Genomic DNA, 20,964 nt, shown 5'->3' on the forward strand with positions numbered 1-20,964 from the left:
TCCCTCCCACGGCGTGCGGCCTTCGGCCGCCCGCCGTCAAACCTCGTCGAATGCAGCCTTCAGCGCCGCGACCGCATCGGCATGCGCGGCCCGCACCTCCGGCACGTAGCCGCCCATCTTGAAGAATTCGTGGATCATCCCCGGATAGCGGACCAGCGTGACCGCGTTGCCGGCCGCACGCAACTTGTCCGCGTACGCGGCGCCCTCGTCGCTCAGCGGATCGTATTCGGCCGTCGCGATCCACGCCGGCGCAACGCCCGCGAACGACGGTGCATCGCGCGTGCCGTCGAGCGGCGCGAACCGCCAGTCGTCGCGATCCGCCCGATCGCGCACGTATTGCGCGAAGAACCACTGGATCGTGTCCTGCGTCAGCAGGTAGCCGTTGGCGAGCCGCGCGTGCGATTCGGTGTCCTGGTAGCCCGTCACGCCCGGATAGATCAGCATCTGCAGCGCAAGGCGAATGCCCGCGTCGCGCGCGAGCACCGCGCAGACCGTCGCGAGCGTCCCGCCCGCACTGTCGCCGCCGACCGCCAGCCGCGCGGCGTCGATGCCGAATGCGGCGGCCTCGCGATGCAGCCATTGCAACGCGTCGTCCGCATCGTTCACCGCGGTCGGAAATTGGTGCTCGGGCGCGAGCCGGTAGCCGACCGACAGCACCGCGCATTGCGCATCGTGCGCGAACATCCGGCACAGCGCATCGTGCGTGTCGACGCTGCCGACCGTGAAGCCGCCGCCGTGGTAGTACACGAGCGCGGGCAGCGGTTCCGCCAGGCTCGGCGCGACCGGTAAATACAGCCGCGCACCGATCGTGCGGCCGTCGCGCGTCGGCACGACGCACGCCTCCACCGAATGCATCGGCGCCGGCGCGACGTCGAGGATCGGCGCGCTCTTCTCGTACGCGGCGCGCGCCTGCTGCGGCGTCTGATGGTGATACGACGGACGTTTCGCGCGCTCGATCATGTCGAGCACCTGGGCGATCTTCGGATTCAGCGGCATCGGTATGGACGGCGCCGGCGTGGCGCCGTGAACGGACAAAGCGGACAAGCGTGACATGATGCCACGCGGCGGCCGGACCGGCGTACGCGCCGCGCCGTGTGCCGCCATCCCGTGCTGCCAAACAAAACGGCCCTGCCTCATCGAAGAGGCAGGGCCGTGCATGGCCGGTGCGTTTACGCGTCGCTCGGGCCCGGCTGGGCGTCCGGCGCGGTGCGCGAACGTTGCCGCTTGATGTCGCGGCCGACCGCGAGCCGCCGCATGTACTTGAACGTACCGAGCGCCTTCGCAACGAAATTGCCGTCGCTGTCGCGCACTTCGCCTTCGCAGTAGGCCATCGTCGTCGAGCGGTGCATCACGCGCCCGTAAGCGCGCAGTTCGCCGCGCCCCGGCTGCATGAAGTTCACCTTCATCTCGACCGTGACGACGCCGACGCCGTCGTCGGTCAGGCTGCGCGCCGCCATCGCGAGCGCGATATCGGCGAGCGTCATCGTCACGCCGCCGTGCGCGATGCTCCACGTGTTCATGTGCCGCTCCTCGAGCGGCAGCACGATCTCGCTCGCGCCATCCTTCGCGGACACCAGTTGCACGCCGAGCAGATCGACGAACGGGCTTTCGATCGACGGGCCTTCCGTCGGGGTTGCCGCGTCGCTCATCGTGCGTTGTCGACGATGTAGTCGACACATTCGCGCGATTCGGCCACCGCGACGACGAATTTCTTCACTTCCTGGTGAACCGGATGCACCTGGTACGCGTCGAGCGCGGCCTTGTCGGCGAAATCGGAGACGAGCACGATGTCGGCGGTCGCATCGAGGCCGGGCGTCGCCACGCCGACGTCGATCTGCAGGGTGCCCGGCACGAGGTCGCGGCAGCCTTCGAGCTTTTCCTTCAGCTTCAGCGCGTTCTGCGCACGCGTCGCGCCTTCGGCCGATTCCTTCAACTTCCACATCACGATATGTCTGATCACTTCGGTTGCTCCTGTTCGTGCTCGTTCGAAAATTTGCCGCAAACCCTTGCCAGTCGGCCGCTTTATGCCTTTCCACTGTTCGCTTACGTTCGCCGGAAATCGTGTCCAGCTGACAAAAAAAGGGGGTATAAGGGGGTACCATTTCGACCGTCCCGAGACGATACCCCCTTTTTCACCGCGCCACTTACCGACATCAAGATCCGACAAGCGAAGGCAGGCGACAAGCCTACCAAACTTACCGATGGCAATGGACTGTATCTGTTAGTAAAGCCGTCCGGCTCCAAACTCTGGCGATACAAGTACCGAATTGCCGGAAAGGAGAATCTCTTCGCGATCGGCGAATATCCGACGATCAGCCTTCAAGACGCACGCAGCGCGTGACGACGCCCGTGAACTCGTCAAGAAGGGACTGGCATCCGTCACATGCGCGGCAGGAAGTGCTGTCGGCGCGTATCAACGAAGGCAAAGCAACTTTTCGCGCAGTCAGCGACGAGTGGCTGGGGAAGAAGCGGAAGACTTGGACCGAGCGGCACTTTGGCGAGATTCTGCGCATGCTCGAAGCCGATGCGTACCCGTACATCGGGAGCCGCCCCATGCGGTCAGTTACCGCTCATGACGTGCTTGCTTTGATGCGGCGGGTTGAAGAGCGCGGCTCCCCTTCCGTAGCGATCAAACTGCGCCAGTACGTGTCCAACGTGTTCCAGTATGCGGTGATCACGCTGCGAGCCGATACAGATCCCGCATCGGTGCTGCGTGGCTCGGTCCTGAACCTCCGACGGAGAATGCTCGGGCGTTGAGCCGTGAAGAACTGAAGAGGCTTTTTCGCCAGCTTCCTACCTACAAGAGCAGACGAACCGCGATTGCGATTCGATTCCCCGCCTTGCTGTGCGTCTTTCGCCATATCGCTCTCTAGAAATGAAAAGCCCCGCTCGTGGCGGGGCAAAGTTATTGGCCAAGCAGGCCGGCTCAACGGGGTAGAGCCTGATCGAAATTCGGTCGCTCGACTGTCGTGATTTCTGCGCCATCAAGAGGCATTTGTACGGTATTACGGTCGTAGTAGAGCGCAACGTGTGTCGCTGACTGTGCAACGATGTAACCACGCACAACTTCCTTTCCGCTTTTGATTACTATCTGACATCGCGCTTCAGACACCCAGCATCCACGGTCAAAATCTCGCATCTGATCCGTGGCGACGCCGTTTCCCGCGGATTCGCCGATTACGGAAGGAATTGCCATCACTGTAGGAACGGACATTCCGAGAATCGAGCCAATCCCGACAGTCGTCCATATCCAAAACACGATAGTGAAGAATCGAACTACGATCGGCCAGAGCTTTATAGACCTTGTCGTTCCGTCTGCCCGCCTACTTGCGCGCTCGACCGCCCAAAGCAATCCTTTTTCAATCAAGACCCAAACGGCAACACCGAACAGAATCATTGCCACGAATTTCAGGATTGGAACCGTATTCTCGGTGAGCCAGGCCTGTACATTTGCGACCGTGTTTAGAGCGCCGTATAGCGACAGTACAAGATGCCGCGCCTTATCGATTGGGAACGCAGTAGGCTCAATCGAAAATTTCGCTAGATACGCGTTGTAATATGCATCGCCCAAGGAATACGCCACACCTAGCGACACCAAACCGACTATCGATACGATCACCGGCCACGGCCAATCGAGCATGGACTTCGGCTCGGGCAGCTTTCCGAGATCACTCTCGCGTCGTTCCACGGAGTGCTTCCCGTCCGTTTTCTCTGATTTTTGGTCCGACTCAACCGTGCTCATGCAAGCGCCCCGTTTCGCGAATATTGTTTCCAGCACAGCAAAATGCTGCGAAGAAAAGCTACATCACTTCGCGGCACGCGAGCACCTGACAAATCTGTCAGCTTGATCCTAGATTGGCTTACTTACCAACTCTCCATCACCCTGCTCCCGATGACGGTGCTGGCTGATTTACCGGTCGTAATAACATCGTCGGCGAATTCCGCACCGCCCACTACCTTCATCGCGACACCGTCACCGTCGCCCGGCTTGCCCTACATGCCTCCGTTGAACGTCAGCAGTTGTTCGGTCGTCGTGTTCCCTGTGAACGTTGAGTCAGGAACATCCGCCAGCAGCTTCGCGCTGCGTAGTGTTGCGCCGTCCGCCTTCAGCTCGAACTCCGTGCCACCGATGCGGAACACGATTCGACCACCGGCCGGCACCGGCAGCACGTATTCATGGCTCGCATGGTTGTACTGCTCGAATGCGCCGTCCGGGAAGTCGGTCGCGGTCTCGTCAGGACTCGACCGCCCGGATCCGCCGTCACGTTTCTTTTCCGAAACACATGTAGACAGAAATCGTCTCGCAGTTCAAAACGGGTTTCGATTGCCTGCTCGAGCGCCAAGCGGCGGATGGAGATTTGCCCCTGAAACCGGCGTCCTTGGTACAACGACGGGGAGAGTCTGGACCGTGCCCCGCCGACCCCGAGTACGCTCCCGCGCAGGTCGACCCGGTTCGCGTTTCGGTGCCCCCAATGCAAAAGCCCCGAGCGCTCTCGCGCCCAGGGCTTTGACAGCGTCACATCCGATCACGCCGGACTAGTCCCAAAACAGGTTCTCGAATGGCGTGAACCACCCGTACGTATCTGCGCCGACCACGACTTTCCCGCCGTACACACCGTAGCAGACGTCCTTGCCACCCACTTTCCCCACCACGGGCGCGCCACTGTCACCCGGTTGGGTCCGAGCCTCTCCGTCCAGGTTGAGCAGGACGACATTCTTGACTTGATCGTTGGTGTCCGGCACCGTGATATCGACATCTGTCCCGGCAACCGAGCAATTCACGAGACCAGAGAACGCACCCTGCAACCACAAACGCTGGTCCTTCGTGGGACGCACGTCTGAACCGAACGCCACCTGTTTTATACCGCTGTCCGTCCATATCTCGTTGGGTGTTGCGTCGACTCCCGACGATACCTTCACGATGGCGATATCCTGGTTGTCCTCCAGGAAGTTTTCAAGCAGGTCACCCACCGGGTTTGCGTCATCGGGCTGCCCCACCCTCGCATCTCCCTTTCCGAACACATGGCCCGCCGTCACAAAGCACATGTTGCCGTTGTATTTCACGACCAAACCTAAAGTGCCAATCTTGCTGCGGGTCACAATTTTGATCCCGCCGACCAAAGGACGAACTTTGAGATTGTTTGCAGGCATCACGGGCTCCACCAACGAGTGAAAAAAGCGATCGATAATTGCCGGATGACTATCAAGAACGTTGAAACGCGACGCTCGTGAACCCTGAAACAGGAGCCTGGGGCGCCAAAGGCGGATCATGGGCAACAACCGCAGGTGTCTCGCTCGAGACCAGGCTGATGCAACCTGGTTTCACAACGCAACTGGTGGCCGATAAAGAAAAAGGCACGTAGTGAGCGTGCCGGCGATGCAATGGTTGCGACTGCCGAACGATCAATCGACGACCGCGATCGCATCCACTTCGATCAGGTAACCGGGCGACAGCGCGGCCACGCCGAGCACCACGTCCGCGGGCTTGTGATCGCCGAACAGCGCCACCCGGGCGCTTTCGATGATCGGCAAGCATGCATCGCGCTCGTAGTTCACGACGTAGATGGTGATCCTCGCGACCTGCTCGGGCCGCGCACCGGCAGCGGCAAGGGCGCGACCGAGATTGCCGAATACCTGACGCGCCTGGGCCGCGAGATCACCGTGGCCCACCAGCTTGCCGTCGATGTCCTCGGGCTCCTGGCCCGAGATGAATACCATCTTGCTTCCCGTCGCAACGACGACCTGCGTGTACGTTTGCGGTGTGGGCAGATCCTTGGGATTGATGCATTCGAGCGTCATTGACGAGTCTCCTGCGATGATCGCATGCCAGCATCCCGACAGGGTTGTCGGAATCATCCGATGCTAGCAGACGTCGCAGTTCTTTCCGCTTTCGTCAGCGATCCGTCGTCGTGGAAAGCATGCGCAGGAACGCGGCTTGCTCGGCTTCGTGCGCGCCGTTTCAGCATGTCGGCATGTCACGGCATTGACCGACACCACGCGGCGATTCGTTCGCTGTCCGGCAACAATCGCCGGCGCGGCATGCCATTGCCAATTGCTTCGCCCTCGGACAGCTGCAGCACATTAATCGGCATCCATTAAATCGCACATTTTACCGGGGCGGCGGGTAATAATTGCGACCACTTTTCAATTCAATATTCAAAAACCAAAACATTATTGACTTCGGCTTTCCCGCAAATTTAGAATCGCCTACGATGGCTTACGCATCATTTTCTGCGCCGCCCCGGATTCGCCACCACCCGCGCGAAGGCCCGTCGCATAGCCTTTCCCGCGGGACATCGACGCGCACCCCTGTGGTTTTCAGCTTTCGACATTATCGGCCACTCGGTTATTTGCCAACCCATTTTCCTTTCGACGAATCGCAACGCCTCGATTAATTCCCGCCATTTGCCAGAATGAATACAAGACGGGATCAAACGGACTCAAGATCCGCCGATTAGAACATCCGGATAAAAAATCGCCAGTCATCAGGAGGGACATCAACATGCATCGCCTTGCGAAGTCGCTGTGTCTCGGGCTCGTCTGTGCCGGCCTGCTGTCGGCCTGCAACGACGACGACGTCCAGTCGAACACCCCGCCATCGAACACCGCCGCGTTGTCGTTCCGCATGGATACCGGCGGCCAGATCAACGCGTTCTACCGGCAGGACAAGGTCGCCGCGCACCTGCTGGTGCGCTCGTCGACGAAGCCGCGCCTGCTGGTGGTCTTCCCCGCCGGCAACAGCGGCACCGGACTATGGTTCGACGACACCGCGCAGCCGGTGAACTGGAGCCTCGACACGCCGCCGTCCGCGTTGTCGGCCCCGGACACGCATGGCCGCCCGCTGTACGGCATCGGCGCCGACGTGTCGGTCGACACCACGTCGCTGACGATCCGCCAGGGCATGCTCAGCAACGTGCGCTTCCTGCGCGACTTCAACGGCGGCGCCACGATTCCGCCGCAGATCCTCACCGCGCCGACGGTCCAGGGCAGCACCGCGCAATGGCAACGCGACCGCATCGACGGCGCACCGGGCTATGCGCTGCGCATCACGCTGCGCGACGGCGGCAGCATCGCGCCGGCTGCGGGCGGCAAGCTGGTGCTGAACGCGCCGGCGGGCGCACGCACGCTGAAGCTGCACATCGATGCGCTGTCCGGCGAGACGCCGCTGTCGCCGATCACGCACGCCGACCTGTTCGCGCCGTCCGTGAATCCCGACCCGGTCAGCCAGAACGTGCTCGAATTCCTGAGCTTCAACGACAAGCTGCTGGCCGGTTCGTGGCAATACGACACGTACTTCGGCCGCGACACGCTGATTTCGGTCCGCATGCTGATGCCCGTGCTCGAACCCGCGGCGATCGAGGCCGGCCTGTCGTCGGTGCTCAGCCGCCTGTCGGCGGACGGCAAGGTCGCGCACGAGGAAGGCATCGGCGAATTCGCGCTGATCGACAACCAGAAGAACGGGCGGCCTAACGATGCGACGCCGACCTACGACTACAAGATGATCGACAGCGACTACCTGCTCGCGCCGATCGCGGCCGCTTGGCTGATCGACGATACGCGCGGCCAGGCCCGCGCGGCCGCGTATCTGGCGCAGCGCGGCAGCGATGGGCAGACCAACGGCAGCCGCCTCGTCGTCAATCTGCTGCATGTCGCGACGACCGCGCAGCCGTTCGCGCAGCAGCCGTCGGTCGCGAACCTGATCCACCTGCGGCCCGGCGAAATCGTCGGCAACTGGCGCGACAGCACCGATGGCCTCGGCGGCGGCGTCTACCCGTACGACGTGAACGCGGTGCTCGTGCCGGCCGCGCTGCGCGCGGCGAACGCGTTCCTCGCCCGCGGCCTGCTCGATCCGTACCTCGATGCCGGGCAGCGTGCGACGCTCGCCAACACGGCGAATCAGGCGGCCACCTGGGAAACGCAGGCGCCGCCGCTGTTCCAGGTCAGTGTGCCGGCCGCACAGGCGGCCACCGACGTGTCGGCCTATGCACCGTCTGCCGGCGTGCCGGCCGGCGCCGCGCCCAACGCCCCGCTGGCCTTCTACGCGCTGTCGCTCGATCAGCAGGGCAACCCGATTCCGGTGATGAATTCGGACGGCGGCTTCGCGCTGCTGTTCGGCACGCCGCCGGACGATCAGCTCCAGCGGATCGTCAGCGACGTCACGCGGCCGTTCCCGACCGGGCTCGTGACCGATGCCGGGATGCTGATCGCGAACCCCGCGTATGCAAGCCAGACGCTGTGGCCGAAGTTCACGAGCTCCGCGTATCACGGCACGGTGATCTGGTCGTGGCAGCAGGCGATGTGGGTGGCCGGGCTCGATCGCCAGCTCGCGCGTCAGGACCTGTCGGCCACGACCCGCAGGCTGCTCACGCAAGCGCGGCAGACGATCTGGCAGGTGATCTCGAACGGGCGCGACATGCGCACGTCGGAAATGTGGACGTGGTCGTACGTGAACGGCAAGTACCAGACCGACGCATTCGGCACGCGCAGCGCCGATGCGACCGAAGCCAACGCGGCGCAGCTCTGGAGTACGACGTATCTCGCGATCCGTGATCCGCAGCAGCGCGCGGGCAAGTACTGGTGGCAGGCGTCGCAGCCGACGCAGGACGCACAGCCGAAACAGGCGACGGCGGTGGCGGCGCGCTAGCGCGTCGCCGCACGCATACCGACGGGCAACGGCATCGGCATGCAAAAAACCCGGCGGCACGCCCGCCGCCGGGACGTCGAAGGAATCCGGATCACCGCGACACCACGCGATTCCGCCCTTCCCGCTTCGCCTGATACAGCCGCTCGTCGACCACCCGCAGCAGCGTATCGACCGTGCTGCCGTCGACCCCGTACTGCGCGACGCCGACGCTGACCGTCACCTGCACGCGCTTGAAGTCGAGCCCGAACGGCGAACTCGAGATCGACGAACGCACGCGCTCGGCCGTCATCCGCGCACCTTCGAGCGGCATCTCCGGCAACAGCGCCATGAACTCCTCGCCGCCGACCCGCGCGAGCGCGCCCGCCGGCCGAATTGCCTCGAGGCACTGGCGCACGACGCCGCGCAGCACCTCGTCGCCGATCTGGTGCCCGTACGCATCGTTGATGTTCTTGAAATTGTCGAGATCGAGCGCGAGCAGGCAGAACGGCGTGCCGTCGCGCTCGGCCCGCACGATCTCGCGCTCGACTTGCGCGATCAACTGCCGGCGGTTCGACGCGCCCGTCATCGGATCGGTCGCGGCCATGTATTCGAGCTTCTGGTTCGTGCGCCGCAGCTCCTGCAGCGCGCTTTCGGTGCGCGCCATCGATTCCGACAGCCGGCTCATCAGGTCTTCCTGGCTGTAGATCGCCGAGAACGAGCGCGTCGTCTGCAGCGCCTGCACGACGCCGTAACTGAGCAGGAAGAATCCGCCCGCGAAGATCGCATGCGCGAGCCACCACATGTGATTCCACGGCTTGCCGAGGATGAACGCGAGCGACGACAGCGCGAACGCCATGATCGACACGCCGTAGATCACCATCAGCGGCGAGCGGATCCGCCGCGCGAGCAGCAGGCACACGTTCAGCAGCGAAAACACCAGCGCGCCGCCTTCCATCGACAGCCGCGTGCCCGGCGCGCCGGCGACCGGCGAATAGGCGATGTACGCGACCGCCACGTTGACGATCAGGAAGAACACGATCCACGGCAGCCAGGTGCGCACGCTCGTGCGCTTGTCGAGCCGGTCGGGCGGCCGCGAATACGACAGCAGGCCCGTGAGCAGCAGCGCCGACATCACGAACCGCGACGCGGGCCCGTACAGCAGGAACAGCCAGATATTGTGGTGCGCCATCCCGGTGAACGCCCCGTGCAGCGCATAGATCATCGCGAAGCCGAGGAAGCCGAGCGTGAGCCAGCGCAGCAGCGGCTCGCCGGACGACCGGTAGCACACCCACGTCACGTAGGTGACGAACGCGCCTTCGACCGTCGCCGCCGCAATCGCGATTTCATGGAAAGCGTGGCTCTCGAACACGACGCCCGGGTCGCTGAAGAACCACAGATAGGCAATCAGATAGGCGGGCAGCAACGCGAATCCGACCAGCAGGCATTTCGCGTAGAGCCTCGCGGCCGCGCTGACGACGCGCGGCGGTTCCCCGGCTGCATAGGTCGTACTCATTCGGTCCCCGGTCGGTCTGCTGCGTTGGTTCGATTCTTCGCGGCACGGATCGCACGACGCACGATCTGGCCCATCGTGCCGAAAGGCAAATGTCAGAGCAAGTATAGGTGGGGCAATTCGTTTGACAAGTCAGGGGAAACGGCATTGCCGGGCGCATGCCTTTTACTTCCCGATCGTTGCGAATCGCGCGTGCGCCGCGCCGATTCACCACGGCGGCGGGCGGTGACGCGAAAGCGCAACCGCGGCCGCCGCCGGTCAAAGATCAGAGGATTTCGAACAGGCCGGCCGCGCCCTGCCCGCCGCCGATGCACATCGTGACGACCACGTACTTGACGCCGCGCCGCTTGCCTTCGATCAGCGCATGGCCCGTCAGGCGTGCGCCCGACACGCCGTACGGGTGGCCGACCGCGATCGCGCCGCCGTTCACGTTCAGGCGATCCTCAGGGATCCCGAGCGTGTCGCGGCAATACAGCACCTGCACCGCGAACGCCTCGTTCAGCTCCCACAGGCCGATGTCGTCGACCTTCAGCCCCGCCTGCTTCAGGAGCTTGGGCACCGCGAACACCGGGCCGATGCCCATTTCGTCGGGTTCGCAACCGGCCACCGCGAAGCCGCGGAACGCACCCAGCGGCTGCAGCCCTTCGCGCTGCGCGGCCTCGGCGCTCATCACGACGCACGCCGACGCGCCGTCCGAGAACTGGCTCGCGTTGCCCGCGGTGATCACGCCGCCCGGCACCGCCGAACGGATCTTCGACACGCCTTCGAGCGTCGTGTCGGGCCGGATGCCTTCGTCGGCCGACACCGTCACTTCCTGCGTGAACAGGCGGCCCGTCGCCTTGTCGGCGATGCCCGCGAGCACGGTGATCGGTACGATCTCGTCGCGGAACAGCCCGGCTTCCTGCGCGGCCGCCGCGCGCAGTTGCGACTGCACGCCGTACGCGTCCTGTCGCTCCTTCGAGATGCCGTAGCGCTTCGCGACGTTCTCGGCGGTCTGCAGCATGTTCCAGTAGATCTCGGGCTTGTGCTGGACGAGCCAGCCTTCCTGGATCATGTGCCGGTTCATCTCGTTCTGCACGCACGAGATCGACTCGACGCCACCGGCCACATAGATCTCGCCTTCGCCCGCGACGATCCGCTGCGCGGCCAGCGCAATGGTCTGCAGCCCTGAAGAACAGAAGCGGTTCACCGTCATCCCCGGCACGCTCACCGGCAAGCCGGCGCGCAACGCGATCTGCCGCGCGATGTTCGCGCCCGTCGCGCCTTCGGGGTTCGCGCAGCCCATGATCACGTCCTCGACGCGGGCGGGGTCGAGCTTCGCGCGCTCGAGCGCGGCCGCGACCACGTGGCCGCCGAGCGTCGCGCCGTGCGTCATGTTGAATGCACCGCGCCAGGATTTCGCCAGCGGCGTGCGTGCGGTCGATACGATTACGGCTTCGGTCATGCGAGTCTCCTTCGGTCCTGCTTCATGTCCTGAATCGGATGGGAAATGCGCTACGCCGCCGGGCGCGCGCCCGCGGACGTCGCATGCGCGACACCCGCTGCCTGCATCTGCTGCCATGCGTGCGCGAGCGACCCGTTCAGGTCGATCGCACGGCACGCATCGTTGATCACCGCGGCTTCGAAGCCTGCCGCGCGCGCATCGAGCGCCGACCACGCGACGCAATAGTCGGTCGCGAGCCCGCAGCACCACACGCGTTTCGCGCCGAGTTCGCGCAGATAGCCCGCGAGCCCGGTACGCGTCGTGCGGTCGGCTTCGACGAACGCGGAATAGCTGTCGACCTGCGCGTCGCCGCCCTTGCGGATCACGAGCCGCGCGTGCGGAATGTCGAGGTCGCGATGCAGCGCCGCGCCGTCGGTGTCCTGCACGCAGTGCACGGGCCACAGCACCTGCTCGCCGTACGGCAGCGCGAGCGTCGAGAACGGCTCGCGGCCCGGATGGTTCGCCGCGAACGACACGTGTTCGCGCGGATGCCAGTCCTGCGTGAGCACGACCTGGTCGAAGCGTTGCGCCAGTGCGTTGATCACCGGCACGACCGCATCGCCGTCGGGCACCGCGAGCGCGCCGCCCGGCATGAAGTCGTATTGCACGTCGATCACGAGCAGGACGTCGTCGGTGCGTTTCATTGCGTGTCTCCAGACAGGATCGGTCGCGCCGCGATACGGCGGCGTCAGCCGTTGAACCCGCGGCCGGCCTTCGCCAGTTCCACGATCGACGGCGCGAGCTGCCATGCGTCGCCGTTCGGCGCGGCCGCATAACGGCGAATCGCGCGCTCGACGTTGTAGAGACCGACCGTATCCGCGTACAGCATCGGGCCGCCGCGCCACAGCGGGAAGCCATAGCCGGTCAGGTAGACCATGTCGATGTCGGACGCCTTCGACGCGATCTTCTCTTCGAGGATCTTCGCGCCTTCGTTGACGAGCGCGAACACGAGCCGCTCGACGATCTCGTCGTCGCCGATCTTGCGCCGCTCGACGCCGCGCTCCTTCGAGTACGCGACGACCATCTCGTCGACGAGCGACGACGGCTTCGCCTTGCGGTCGCCCGGCACGTAGTCGTACCAGCCGGCGCCCGTCTTCTGACCGAAACGGCCCTGTTCGCACAGACGGTCGGCGATCTTCGAATACTGCAGGCCGGGCTGCTCGACGTAGCGCCGCTTGCGGATCGCCCAGCCGATGTCGTTGCCGGCGAGGTCGCTCATCCGGAACGGCCCCATCGCGAAGCCGAATTTCTCGATCGCGCGATCGACCTGCGCGGGCAGCGCGCCTTCCTCGAGCATGAACAGTGCCTGGCGGATGTACTGCTCGATCATCCGGTTGCCGATGAAGCCGTCGCACACGCCCGACACGACCGCCGTCTTGCGGATCTTCTTCGCCACCGCCATCACGGTCGCGAGCACGTCCTTCGCGGTCTGCGCGCCGCGCACGACCTCGAGCAGCTTCATCACGTTCGCCGGGCTGAAGAAGTGCATGCCGACCACGTCCTGCGGACGCTTCGTGAACGCGGCGATCTTGTCGACGTCGAGCGTCGACGTGTTCGACGCGAGGATTGCGCCCGGCTTCGCGACTTCGTCGAGCTTCTTGAACACCTGCTCCTTCACGCCGAGTTCCTCGAACACGGCTTCGACGATCAGGTCGGCGTCCTTCAGGTCGTCGTAGGACAGCGTCGGCGTGATCAGCGCCATGCGCGCGTCGAGCTTCTCCTGCGTGAGCTTGCCCTTCTTCACCTGCGCGTCGTAGTTCTTGCGGATCGTCGCGAGGCCGCGCTCCAGCGCGTCCTGCTTCGTCTCGAGCAGCGTGACGGGCAGCCCGGCGTTGATGAAGTTCATCGCGATCCCGCCGCCCATCGTGCCCGCGCCGATCACGCCGACCCGGCGGATTTCGCGCAGCGGCGTGTCGGCCGGCACGTCGGGAATCTTGCTCGCCGCCCGCTCGCCGAAGAACGCGTGGCGCAGCGCGCGGCTTTCCGGCGTCATCATCAGCGCGACGAAACCTTCGCGCTCGGCGACGCTGCCCTTGTCGAAACCGTTCAGCACGCCGGCCTCGATCGCGTCGATGCACTTGTGCGGCGCGGGGTAGTTCGGCGCGGCGGCCCGCGCGGAATTGCGCGCGAACTGGATGAAACCGGCCGCGTTGTCGTGGACGATCTTGCGATCGCGCACGCGCGGATGCGGCCCCTTCTGTGCGCCGACCTTGCGGGCGAACGCCACGGCCGCGTCGAGCAGGTCGCCGTCGGCCATTTCGTCGAACAGCCCGCTCTTCGCGAGCTGCTCCGACGGCACCGGCGCACCCGACACGATCATGTTCAGCGCGGTTTCGAGCCCGACCGCGCGCGGCAGGCGTTGCGTGCCGCCCGCGCCCGGCAGCAGCCCGAGCTTCACCTCGGGCAGCGCGACCTGCGCGCCCGGCGCCGCGACGCGGTAATGCGCGCCGAGCGCGAGCTCGAGGCCGCCGCCCATCACGACGCTGTGCAGCGCCGCGACGACCGGCTTCGCGCTCGCCTCCACCGCGCGGATCACGGTGTGCAGCGTCGGCTCCTGCAGCGCCTTCGGCGTATTGAATTCGGTGATGTCGGCACCGCCCGAGAACGCGCGGCCCGCGCCGGTCAGCACGATGGCCGTGACCGACGGGTCCTGCGCGGCGCGATCGAGCGCGTCCATGACGCCCTGGCGGGTCGACAGGCCGAGCCCGTTGACGGGCGGATTGTTGAGCGTGATGACGGCCACGCCGTCGCGAGTCGAGTAATCCACTGCCATCTGCCTGCCTCCATGCATCGCGCGCCGGATTGGCTGCGCTTCATTGTGCGCGGTCGAACAGCCGCATGTCCGGATGAACGGAGGCAGCATACAACGAAAAAGCACGGTCGTTCAATTTGAATTTTGTTCCCGATCCGGGGACGGATCGGGCGACCGGCAGCGGGCGACCGGCGTCGGGCGACCGTTCGCGGGCCGGCGCCGGCCCGACTCGGGGCTTACGGCTCGCACACCGCCGTCGGCAACACGTAGTCGCGGAACGTCTCGCGCAGCTTCAGCTTCTGCAGCTTGCCGGTCGCGGTGTGCGGCAGCGATTCGACGAACACGACGTCGTCGGGAATCCACCATTTCGCGACCTTGCCCTCGTAGAACGCGAGCAGCGTGTCGCGGCTCAGGTTCGCGCCTTCGCGCGGCACCACGACGAGCAGCGGCCGCTCGGTCCATTTCGGATGCGCGCAGGCGATGCAGGCGGCCTCGGCCACGCCCGGATGCGCGATCGCGACGTTCTCGATGTCGATCGAGCTGATCCACTCGCCGCCCGACTTGATCACGTCCTTGCTGCGGTCGGTGATCTGCAGGAAGCCGTCGGGGTCGATCGTCGCGACGTCACCGGTCGGGAACCAGCCGTCCGCGAGCGGCGACGCGTCGCCGCGAAAGTAGTGGTCGATCACCCACGGCCCGCGCACCTGCAGTTCGCCGAACGCGACGCCGTCCCACGGCAGTTCGCGGCCATCGTCGCCGACGATGCGCATGTCGACGCCGCAGATCACGCGCCCCTGCTTCTCGAGCAGCCGGCGCTGCGCGTCGAGCGGCCGCTGCGACTGCGCCCAGTTGAGCTTCGCGAGCGTGCCGAGCGGCGACAGTTCGGTCATCCCCCACGCATGGATCACGCGCACGCCGTATTCGTCCTCGAACGTGCGCAGCATCGCGGGCGGGCACGCGGAGCCGCCGATCACCGTGCGGTTCAGCGTCGAGAAACGGACACCGGCTTCGCGCATGTAGTTCAGCAGCCCGAGCCACACGGTCGGCACGCCCGCGGAAAACGTCACGCGCTCGGCCTCCATCAGCTCGTACAGCGATTTCCCGTCGAGATCCTTGCCCGGCAGCACCAGCTTGCCGCCCGTCAGCGGCACCGCGTACGGCAGCCCCCATGCGTTGACGTGGAACATCGGCACGACGGGCAGCACGGCGTCCATCGCGGACAGGTTCATCGCGTCGGGCAGCGCGGCGCCGTACGCATGCAGCACGGTCGAACGATTCGAATACAGCACGCCCTTCGGGTTGCCTGTCGTGCCGGACGTGTAGCAGAGCCCCGACGCCTGCTGTTCGTCGAGGCGCGGCCAGTCGTAGTGGCCGTCTTCCGCTTCGACGAGCGTTTCGTAGCAGAGCAGCGGCGTGGCGGCGGACGGCAGGTGCGCGGCGTCCGTCATCGCGATCCAGCCCTTCACGTGCGGGCATTGCGGCGCGATCGCGTCGACCAGCGGCGCGAAATTGATGTCGAACAGCACGTAGCGGTCTTCCGCGTGATTGACGATGTACGCGATCTGTTCGGGAAACAGGCGCGGATTGATCGTGTGGCACACGGCGCCCATCCCGCCGATCCCGTAATACGCTTCCAGATGCCGGTAGCCGTTCCACGCCAGCGTGCCGACGCGGTCGCCGGTTTCGACGCCGAGCCGCGCCAGCGCCTGCGCCAGCTGCTTCGCGCGGCGTTCGCAATCGCGGTACGTGTAGCGATGCAGGTCGCCTTCCACGCGCTTCGACACGATCTCCGTGTCGCCGGCGTGCCGCGCGGCATGCGAAATCAGCGACGACACGAGCAACGGCACATCCATCATCTGGCCCAGCAACGGCTTACCCATCGTCTTGTTCTCCCTGAGGATGCGAATCGGTGACCAGCCTGGGGGCTGTTTCCGTAGCGAAGCAGCCCTGGTGTGCGCCCGTCAGCGGCCCCGGACGGGCGTGGCGCACGGCGCGCGGGCCGCCATGCGGGCGGCGCGGCGCCGCCTTACAATATCGGCTTACCCAGAGGCGCTCAACATGTCGTTTTCCCGAAGCGCAGCCGATGCGGCTGACACCCTCCCCGACCTCGCCGCGACGCTCGGCGCGCCCGCCGAGCGCGCGTTCGTCACGCTCGGCGACGCGTTTCATACGCGGCTGCCGGCCGCGCCGCTTGCCGCGCCGTACGTCGTCGGCTTTTCCGACGAAGTCGCGCAGCTGCTCGATCTGCCGCCCACGCTCGCCGCGCAGCCCGGCTTCGCCGAGCTGTTCGCCGGCAACCCGACGCGCGACTGGCCCGCGAACGCGATGCCGTATGCGTCGGTCTATTCCGGCCACCAGTTCGGCGTGTGGGCCGGCCAGCTCGGCGACGGCCGCGCGCTGACGATCGGCGAATTGCCCGGCACCGACGGCCGGCGCTACGAACTGCAGCTCAAGGGCGGCGGCCGCACGCCGTATTCGCGGATGGGCGACGGCCGCGCGGTGCTGCGCTCGTCGATCCGCGAGTTCCTGTGCTCGGAAGCGATGCATCACCTCGGCATCCCGACCACGCGCGCGCTGACGGTGATCGGCTCCGACCAGCCGGTGGTGCGCGAGGAGATCGAGACGGCGGCCGTCGTCACGCGCGTGTCGGAAAGCTTCGTGCGCTTCGGCCACTTCGAGCACTTCTTCTCGAACGATCGCCCCGACCTGCTGCGCCAGCTTGCCGATCACGTGATCGACCGCTTCCATCCGGCCTGCCGCGACGCGGACGATCCGTACCTCGCGCTGCTCGAGGCCGCGACGCTGCGCACGGCCGACCTCGTCGCGCAATGGCAGGCCGTCGGTTTCTGCCACGGCGTGATGAACACCGACAACATGTCGATCCTCGGCGTGACGATCGACTACGGTCCGTTCGGCTTCGTCGACGCGTTCGATGCGAACCATATCTGCAACCACTCCGACACCAGCGGCCGCTATGCGTACCGGATGCAGCCGCGCATCGCGCACTGGAACTGCTACTGCCTCGCGCAGGCGCTGCTGCCGCTGATCGGGCTGCAGCACGGCATCGCCGACGACGATGCGCGCGCCGAGCGCGCGGTGGACGACGCCCAGGCCGTACTCGCGAAGTTTCCGGAACGCTTCGGCCCCGCGCTCGAACGCGCGATGCGCGCGAAGCTCGGCCTCGCGCTCGAGCGCGAGGGCGACGCCGAACTCGCGAACAAGCTGCTCGAGACGATGCATGCGAGCCACGCGGATTTCACGCTGACGTTCCGCCGGCTCGCGCAGATCTCGAAGCACGACGCGAGCCGCGACGCGCCCGTGCGCGACCTCTTCATCGACCGTGAAGCGTTCGACGCATGGGCGAACCTCTATCGCGCGCGGCTGTCCGAGGAAACGCGCGACGACGCGGCACGCGCGGTTGCAATGAACCGCGCGAACCCCAAATACGTGCTTCGCAACCATCTGGCCGAAGTCGCGATCCGGCGCGCGAAGGAAAAGGATTTTTCGGAAGTCGAGCGGCTCGCGCAGATCCTGCGCCGCCCGTTCGACGAACAACCGGAGCATGAAGCGTATGCGGCGTTGCCGCCCGACTGGGCCGGCTCGCTCGAAGTGAGCTGCTCGTCCTGAGCCCGCAACCCGCGCATCTCGACCGACCGATCAGGAGAACCCCCATGTCCCACGATTCCGACGACAAGACCTTCCCGTACCAGAAAGACGACGCCGAGCTGCGCCGCCGGCTCACGCCGATGCAGTACGAGGTCACGCAGCACGCGGCGACCGAGCGCGCGTTCACCGGCGAATACACCGACACCGAGGATGCCGGCATCTACAAGTGCGTCGTCTGCAGCACGCCGCTGTTCGAATCCGGCGCCAAGTTCCACTCCGGCTGCGGCTGGCCCAGCTACTTCAAGCCGCTCAACGGCGAGGTGATCGACGAGAAGATCGACTACTCGCACGGAATGGTGCGCGTCGAGGTGCGCTGCAACCACTGCGGCGCGCATCTGGGCCACGTCTTCGAGGACGGCCCGCGCGACAAGACCGGTTTGCGGTACTGCATCAATTCGGCTGCGTTAAACTTCGAGTCCCGACCCGAAAACGAATGAGCGGCGCCGGGCGGATCGCCGCGGCAGCCAGCCCCGGGCTGGCCGCCCCGATCCGCGACGGCGATGCCTGGCGGGTCCCTACAACGGTGACAGGCCGCGCCCGCGGCCCGTCACGCAGCTGCGAGCGCCATGAAATTCCTGTTCGATCTGTTTCCGATCATCCTGTTTTTTGTCGCCTTCAAGGTCTGGGGCATCTTTACCGCCACCGCCGTCGCGATCGTCGCGACGCTGGCCCAGGTCGCATGGGTCGCCTTCCGGCACCGGAAGGTGGACACGATGCTGTGGGTCAGCCTCGGCGTGATCGTCGTGTTCGGTGGCGCCACCCTCGTCCTGCATGACGAGAAATTCATTCAATGGAAACCGACTGTGCTGTACTGGCTGTTTGCGATCGGGTTGCTCGCCGCGCGTTATGCGTTCAGCAAGAACCTGATCGAGAAGATGATGGGCAAGCAGCTCACGCTGCCGTCCCCCGTGTGGGACAAGCTGAACCTCGCATGGGCGCTGTTCTTCGCGGTGCTCGGCGTCGCGAACCTGTACGTGGTGCACAACTTCACCGAATCGCAATGGGTGAACTTCAAGCTGTTCGGGACGACGGGCGCGATGGTCGTATTCATCATCCTGCAGAGCCTGTGGCTCACGAAGTACCTGAAGGACGAGTGACATGACCGACGCCTTTCTCCACGCCTCCGCCGACGAACGCATCGCGCTGATCGAAGCGCGCCTCACCGCGTCGCTCGCGCCGCTGTCGCTCACCGTGCGCGACGACAGCGCGCAGCACGCAGGCCACGCCGGCGCGGCCGCCGGCGGCCACTTCACGGTCACGATCGTGTCGTCCGCGTTCGCGGGCAAGCCGCGCGTCGCGCGGCACCGGCTGGTGTATGATGCGCTCGCTGATGCGATGCAGCGCGGCATTCACGCGCTCGCGATCGTGGCTTACACGCCCGAAGAATTCAACGAATCTTCAATCTAGTCTCATTAGGAATTCCCGATGATCCTGACATCCCCCCGCCTGTGGGTCGCGGCGGCTGCATTTGCAGCGGCACCGGCATTCGCCCAGAACATCGCCGTCGTCAACGGCACGCCGATTCCGAAGTCGCGCGCCGACGCGATGGTCGCGCAGCTGGTCCAGCAAGGCCAGACCGACGGCCCGCAACTGCAGCAGGCCGTGCGCCAGGAGCTCGTGAACCGCGAAATCCTGATGCAGGAAGCGATTCGCGAAGGCATCCCGAACCGTCCGGACGTAAAGGCGCAAGTCGCCGTCGCGCAGCAGACCGTCGTGCTGCGCTCGATGATCGAGGGCTTCCTGAAGAAGAACCAGCCGACCGACGCCGAAGTGAAGGCGCGCTACGACGAGCTCGTCAAGGGCGTGGGCGGCAACCGCGAGTATCACCTGCACCACATCCTCGTCGACAACGAGCAGCAGGCGAAGGACCTGATCGCGAAGATCAAGGGCGGCGCGAAGTTCGAGGATCTCGCGAAGCAATACTCGAAGGATCCGGGCTCGGGCAAGAACGGCGGCGATCTCGACTGGTCCGATCCGAAGGCGTACGTGCCGGAATTCGCGGCGGCCGCGCAGAAGCTGCAGAAAGGCCAGATGACCGACACGCCGGTGAAGACGCAGTTCGGCTGGCACATCATCCGCGTCGACGACATCCGCGATATCGCCCCGCCGCCGTTCGACCAGGTGAAGGCGCAGATCGCGCAACAGCTCGTGCAGCAAAAGCTGCAGGCGTTCGAGGAAGGTCTGCGCCAGCAGGCCAAGATCCAGTAACGCCGGCGCGCGTCACACGCGCATCGCCAAGCCGCTCTTCGGAGCGGCTTTTTCTTTTGGCGCGCGCGAACAGGTATGCCGCGATGCGATGGGGCTTAGCCGACGCACAATAAAAAACCGCTCCGAGGAGCGGTTTTTTATTGTGCCAGGCCGTCACCCGCCCGCAGCGTTCGCTACGCGGGATAAAACACGTCGTGGTAACGCACGTCGCCTGCCGGCAGCGGCGCGGAATCATCGAGCGACAGCGCGAGGAAATACTCGGCCGGCACGCCCGCAAACACGATGTCGCCGTGCGGTTCGAATCCGAAACGCGCGTAATACGCCGGCTCGCCGAGCACCACGCAGCCACGCGCGCCGAGCCGGCGCAATGCGTCGAGCCCCGTGCGCACGAGCCCCGCGCCGATGCTCTGCCGCTGGCAATCGGGCCGCACCGCGAGCGGCGCGAGCCCGTACCACTGCTGACTGCCGGCCGGCTCGCCGCCGATCGCGACCGGCGAGAACGCGACGTGCCCGACGATGCGCCCGTCGCGCTCCGCGACGAGCGATACGCTCAGCGCACCGTCCGCGCGCAGCGTGTCGACGATGCGCTGCTCGAACGCGCCGCCCTGCGGCTCGCCCGCGAACGCCGCACGGATCACGCGGCCGATCGCGTCGGCCTCGCTCGCACGCTCGTCACGCAGCGTGACGACCTCGACCGGCGCGTTCGGGTCGAACATCATCCG

General features: G+C 65.5%; 20 protein-coding genes and 1 pseudogene. 8 read left to right on the forward strand and 13 right to left on the reverse strand.

The features are described 5' to 3' along the window. Positions 1-36 precede the first annotated feature (36 nt). The 3 genes from KU887_RS10000 to KU887_RS10010 all read right to left on the reverse strand — a co-directional run bounded on the left by KU887_RS10000 (position 37) and on the right by KU887_RS10010 (position 1,960). The gene (locus KU887_RS10000) at positions 37-996 is read right to left on the reverse strand and encodes an alpha/beta hydrolase (protein ID WP_058901537.1); all 960 of its coding nucleotides are present in this window, start codon (positions 994-996) and stop codon (positions 37-39) included. A gap of 173 nt (positions 997-1,169) precedes the next feature. Then, positions 1,170-1,649, reverse strand: coding sequence for a PaaI family thioesterase (locus KU887_RS10005; RefSeq protein WP_006483907.1), 480 nt, complete (start codon positions 1,647-1,649; stop codon positions 1,170-1,172). Next, positions 1,646-1,960: a Dabb family protein gene (locus tag KU887_RS10010; protein WP_006483902.1), complete on the reverse strand. Its 315-nt coding sequence runs from the start codon at positions 1,958-1,960 to the stop codon at positions 1,646-1,648. Before KU887_RS10010 ends, KU887_RS10005 begins: the two co-directional genes overlap by 4 nt. Here KU887_RS10010 and KU887_RS10015 point away from each other — a divergent pair. Beyond that, positions 1,949-2,341 (forward strand): Arm DNA-binding domain-containing protein, encoded by a 393-nt coding sequence (locus tag KU887_RS10015; protein ID WP_077190694.1) that lies wholly within the window; start codon positions 1,949-1,951, stop codon positions 2,339-2,341. The two genes, KU887_RS10010 and KU887_RS10015, sit on opposite strands and share 12 nt — an antisense overlap. Further along, positions 2,338-2,757 carry a hypothetical protein gene (locus KU887_RS10020; protein WP_077878314.1) on the forward strand — a complete coding sequence of 140 codons (420 nt, stop codon included), beginning with the start codon at positions 2,338-2,340 and terminating at the stop codon, positions 2,755-2,757. The genes KU887_RS10015 and KU887_RS10020 overlap by 4 nt, the downstream gene beginning before the upstream one ends. 169 nt (positions 2,758-2,926) lie before the next feature. Here the strand turns inward: KU887_RS10020 and KU887_RS10025 are convergent, their stop codons facing one another. The 4 genes and pseudogenes from KU887_RS10025 to KU887_RS10040 form a co-directional block, all read right to left on the reverse strand. Next, positions 2,927-3,742, reverse strand: a complete 816-nt coding sequence (locus KU887_RS10025) for a hypothetical protein (RefSeq protein WP_258250043.1) — start codon at positions 3,740-3,742, stop codon at positions 2,927-2,929. Positions 3,743-3,850: 108 nt separating this feature from the next. After that, positions 3,851-4,269: pseudogene (locus KU887_RS10030) on the reverse strand (phage baseplate assembly protein V); the annotation flags it as partial. 267 nt (positions 4,270-4,536) lie between these two features. After that, on the reverse strand, positions 4,537-5,271 hold the full coding sequence (locus tag KU887_RS10035) for a hypothetical protein (RefSeq protein ID WP_049021673.1): 735 nt from the start codon (positions 5,269-5,271) through the stop codon (positions 4,537-4,539). A gap of 132 nt (positions 5,272-5,403) precedes the next feature. Next, a complete protein-coding gene (locus KU887_RS10040) occupies positions 5,404-5,799 on the reverse strand; it encodes a RidA family protein (protein ID WP_058901539.1) in 396 nt (131 codons plus the stop codon). A gap of 703 nt (positions 5,800-6,502) precedes the next feature. On the opposite strand from KU887_RS10040, the gene KU887_RS10045 reads away from it, so the two are divergent. Beyond that, positions 6,503-8,644 carry a hypothetical protein gene (locus KU887_RS10045; protein WP_205672507.1) on the forward strand — a complete coding sequence of 714 codons (2,142 nt, stop codon included), beginning with the start codon at positions 6,503-6,505 and terminating at the stop codon, positions 8,642-8,644. Between the two features lie 91 nt (positions 8,645-8,735). On the opposite strand, the gene KU887_RS10050 is transcribed toward KU887_RS10045, so the two are convergent. The 5 genes from KU887_RS10050 to KU887_RS10070 form a co-directional block, all read right to left on the reverse strand. Then, on the reverse strand, positions 8,736-10,136 hold the full coding sequence (locus KU887_RS10050; protein ID WP_258250044.1) for a sensor domain-containing diguanylate cyclase: 1,401 nt from the start codon (positions 10,134-10,136) through the stop codon (positions 8,736-8,738). A gap of 262 nt (positions 10,137-10,398) precedes the next feature. Further along, on the reverse strand, positions 10,399-11,577 hold the full coding sequence (locus KU887_RS10055; RefSeq protein WP_058901541.1) for an acetyl-CoA C-acyltransferase: 1,179 nt from the start codon (positions 11,575-11,577) through the stop codon (positions 10,399-10,401). A 50-nt stretch (positions 11,578-11,627) separates the two neighbouring features. Further along, on the reverse strand, positions 11,628-12,260 hold the full coding sequence (pncA, locus tag KU887_RS10060) for a bifunctional nicotinamidase/pyrazinamidase (protein WP_006483895.1): 633 nt from the start codon (positions 12,258-12,260) through the stop codon (positions 11,628-11,630). Positions 12,261-12,304: 44 nt separating this feature from the next. Continuing rightward, entirely contained in the window at positions 12,305-14,389 is a 2,085-nt protein-coding gene (locus KU887_RS10065; protein ID WP_058901543.1) for a 3-hydroxyacyl-CoA dehydrogenase NAD-binding domain-containing protein, read from the reverse strand. A gap of 215 nt (positions 14,390-14,604) precedes the next feature. Continuing rightward, the gene (locus KU887_RS10070) at positions 14,605-16,248 is read right to left on the reverse strand and encodes a 3-(methylthio)propionyl-CoA ligase (protein ID WP_006483894.1); all 1,644 of its coding nucleotides are present in this window, start codon (positions 16,246-16,248) and stop codon (positions 14,605-14,607) included. Between the two features lie 178 nt (positions 16,249-16,426). Here KU887_RS10070 and KU887_RS10075 point away from each other — a divergent pair, with 178 nt between their 5' ends. From KU887_RS10075 to KU887_RS10095, 5 genes are all read left to right on the forward strand, one after another. Continuing rightward, positions 16,427-17,995, forward strand: a complete 1,569-nt coding sequence (locus KU887_RS10075) for a YdiU family protein (protein ID WP_258250045.1) — start codon at positions 16,427-16,429, stop codon at positions 17,993-17,995. A gap of 44 nt (positions 17,996-18,039) precedes the next feature. Further along, positions 18,040-18,471: a peptide-methionine (R)-S-oxide reductase MsrB gene (gene msrB, locus KU887_RS10080; RefSeq protein ID WP_006483891.1), complete on the forward strand. Its 432-nt coding sequence runs from the start codon at positions 18,040-18,042 to the stop codon at positions 18,469-18,471. Positions 18,472-18,600: 129 nt separating this feature from the next. After that, a complete protein-coding gene (locus KU887_RS10085) occupies positions 18,601-19,131 on the forward strand; it encodes a septation protein A (RefSeq protein WP_006483893.1) in 531 nt (176 codons plus the stop codon). Position 19,132: 1 nt separating this feature from the next. Beyond that, on the forward strand, positions 19,133-19,441 hold the full coding sequence (locus tag KU887_RS10090) for a BolA family transcriptional regulator (protein ID WP_006483904.1): 309 nt from the start codon (positions 19,133-19,135) through the stop codon (positions 19,439-19,441). Between the two features lie 18 nt (positions 19,442-19,459). Continuing rightward, complete coding sequence (locus KU887_RS10095; protein WP_006483903.1) at positions 19,460-20,242, forward strand: peptidylprolyl isomerase; 783 nt, start codon at positions 19,460-19,462, stop codon at positions 20,240-20,242. Positions 20,243-20,415: 173 nt separating this feature from the next. On the opposite strand, the gene KU887_RS10100 is transcribed toward KU887_RS10095, so the two are convergent. Continuing rightward, positions 20,416-20,961, reverse strand: coding sequence for a GNAT family N-acetyltransferase (locus tag KU887_RS10100; RefSeq protein WP_034201923.1), 546 nt, complete (start codon positions 20,959-20,961; stop codon positions 20,416-20,418). Positions 20,962-20,964: the final 3 nt, after the last annotated feature.

The sequence above is a fragment of the Burkholderia sp. EMB26 genome, assembly GCF_024730645.1.
Taxonomy (GTDB): Bacteria; Pseudomonadota; Gammaproteobacteria; order Burkholderiales; family Burkholderiaceae; genus Burkholderia; species Burkholderia cenocepacia.

Bases quoted from the DNA above. Each gene is read 5' to 3' on its own strand.
- KU887_RS10000 (WP_058901537.1), bottom strand. From the start codon at position 996: ATGCCGCTGAATCCGAAGATCGCCCAGGTGCTCGACATGATCGAGCGC.
- KU887_RS10005 (WP_006483907.1), bottom strand. From the start codon at position 1,649: ATGAGCGACGCGGCAACCCCGACGGAAGGCCCGTCGATCGAAAGCCCG.
- KU887_RS10015 (WP_077190694.1), top strand. From the start codon at position 1,949: ATGTCTGATCACTTCGGTTGCTCCTGTTCGTGCTCGTTCGAAAATTTG.
- KU887_RS10025 (WP_258250043.1), bottom strand. From the start codon at position 3,742: ATGAGCACGGTTGAGTCGGACCAAAAATCAGAGAAAACGGACGGGAAG.
- KU887_RS10035 (WP_049021673.1), bottom strand. From the start codon at position 5,271: ATGATCCGCCTTTGGCGCCCCAGGCTCCTGTTTCAGGGTTCACGAGCG.
- KU887_RS10040 (WP_058901539.1), bottom strand. From the start codon at position 5,799: ATGACGCTCGAATGCATCAATCCCAAGGATCTGCCCACACCGCAAACG.
- KU887_RS10045 (WP_205672507.1), top strand. From the start codon at position 6,503: ATGCATCGCCTTGCGAAGTCGCTGTGTCTCGGGCTCGTCTGTGCCGGC.
- KU887_RS10050 (WP_258250044.1), bottom strand. From the start codon at position 10,136: ATGAGTACGACCTATGCAGCCGGGGAACCGCCGCGCGTCGTCAGCGCG.
- KU887_RS10055 (WP_058901541.1), bottom strand. From the start codon at position 11,577: ATGACCGAAGCCGTAATCGTATCGACCGCACGCACGCCGCTGGCGAAA.
- pncA (WP_006483895.1), bottom strand. From the start codon at position 12,260: ATGAAACGCACCGACGACGTCCTGCTCGTGATCGACGTGCAATACGAC.
- KU887_RS10065 (WP_058901543.1), bottom strand. From the start codon at position 14,389: ATGGCAGTGGATTACTCGACTCGCGACGGCGTGGCCGTCATCACGCTC.
- KU887_RS10070 (WP_006483894.1), bottom strand. From the start codon at position 16,248: ATGGGTAAGCCGTTGCTGGGCCAGATGATGGATGTGCCGTTGCTCGTG.
- KU887_RS10075 (WP_258250045.1), top strand. From the start codon at position 16,427: ATGTCGTTTTCCCGAAGCGCAGCCGATGCGGCTGACACCCTCCCCGAC.
- msrB (WP_006483891.1), top strand. From the start codon at position 18,040: ATGTCCCACGATTCCGACGACAAGACCTTCCCGTACCAGAAAGACGAC.
- KU887_RS10085 (WP_006483893.1), top strand. From the start codon at position 18,601: ATGAAATTCCTGTTCGATCTGTTTCCGATCATCCTGTTTTTTGTCGCC.
- KU887_RS10090 (WP_006483904.1), top strand. From the start codon at position 19,133: ATGACCGACGCCTTTCTCCACGCCTCCGCCGACGAACGCATCGCGCTG.
- KU887_RS10095 (WP_006483903.1), top strand. From the start codon at position 19,460: ATGATCCTGACATCCCCCCGCCTGTGGGTCGCGGCGGCTGCATTTGCA.
- KU887_RS10100 (WP_034201923.1), bottom strand. From the start codon at position 20,961: ATGATGTTCGACCCGAACGCGCCGGTCGAGGTCGTCACGCTGCGTGAC.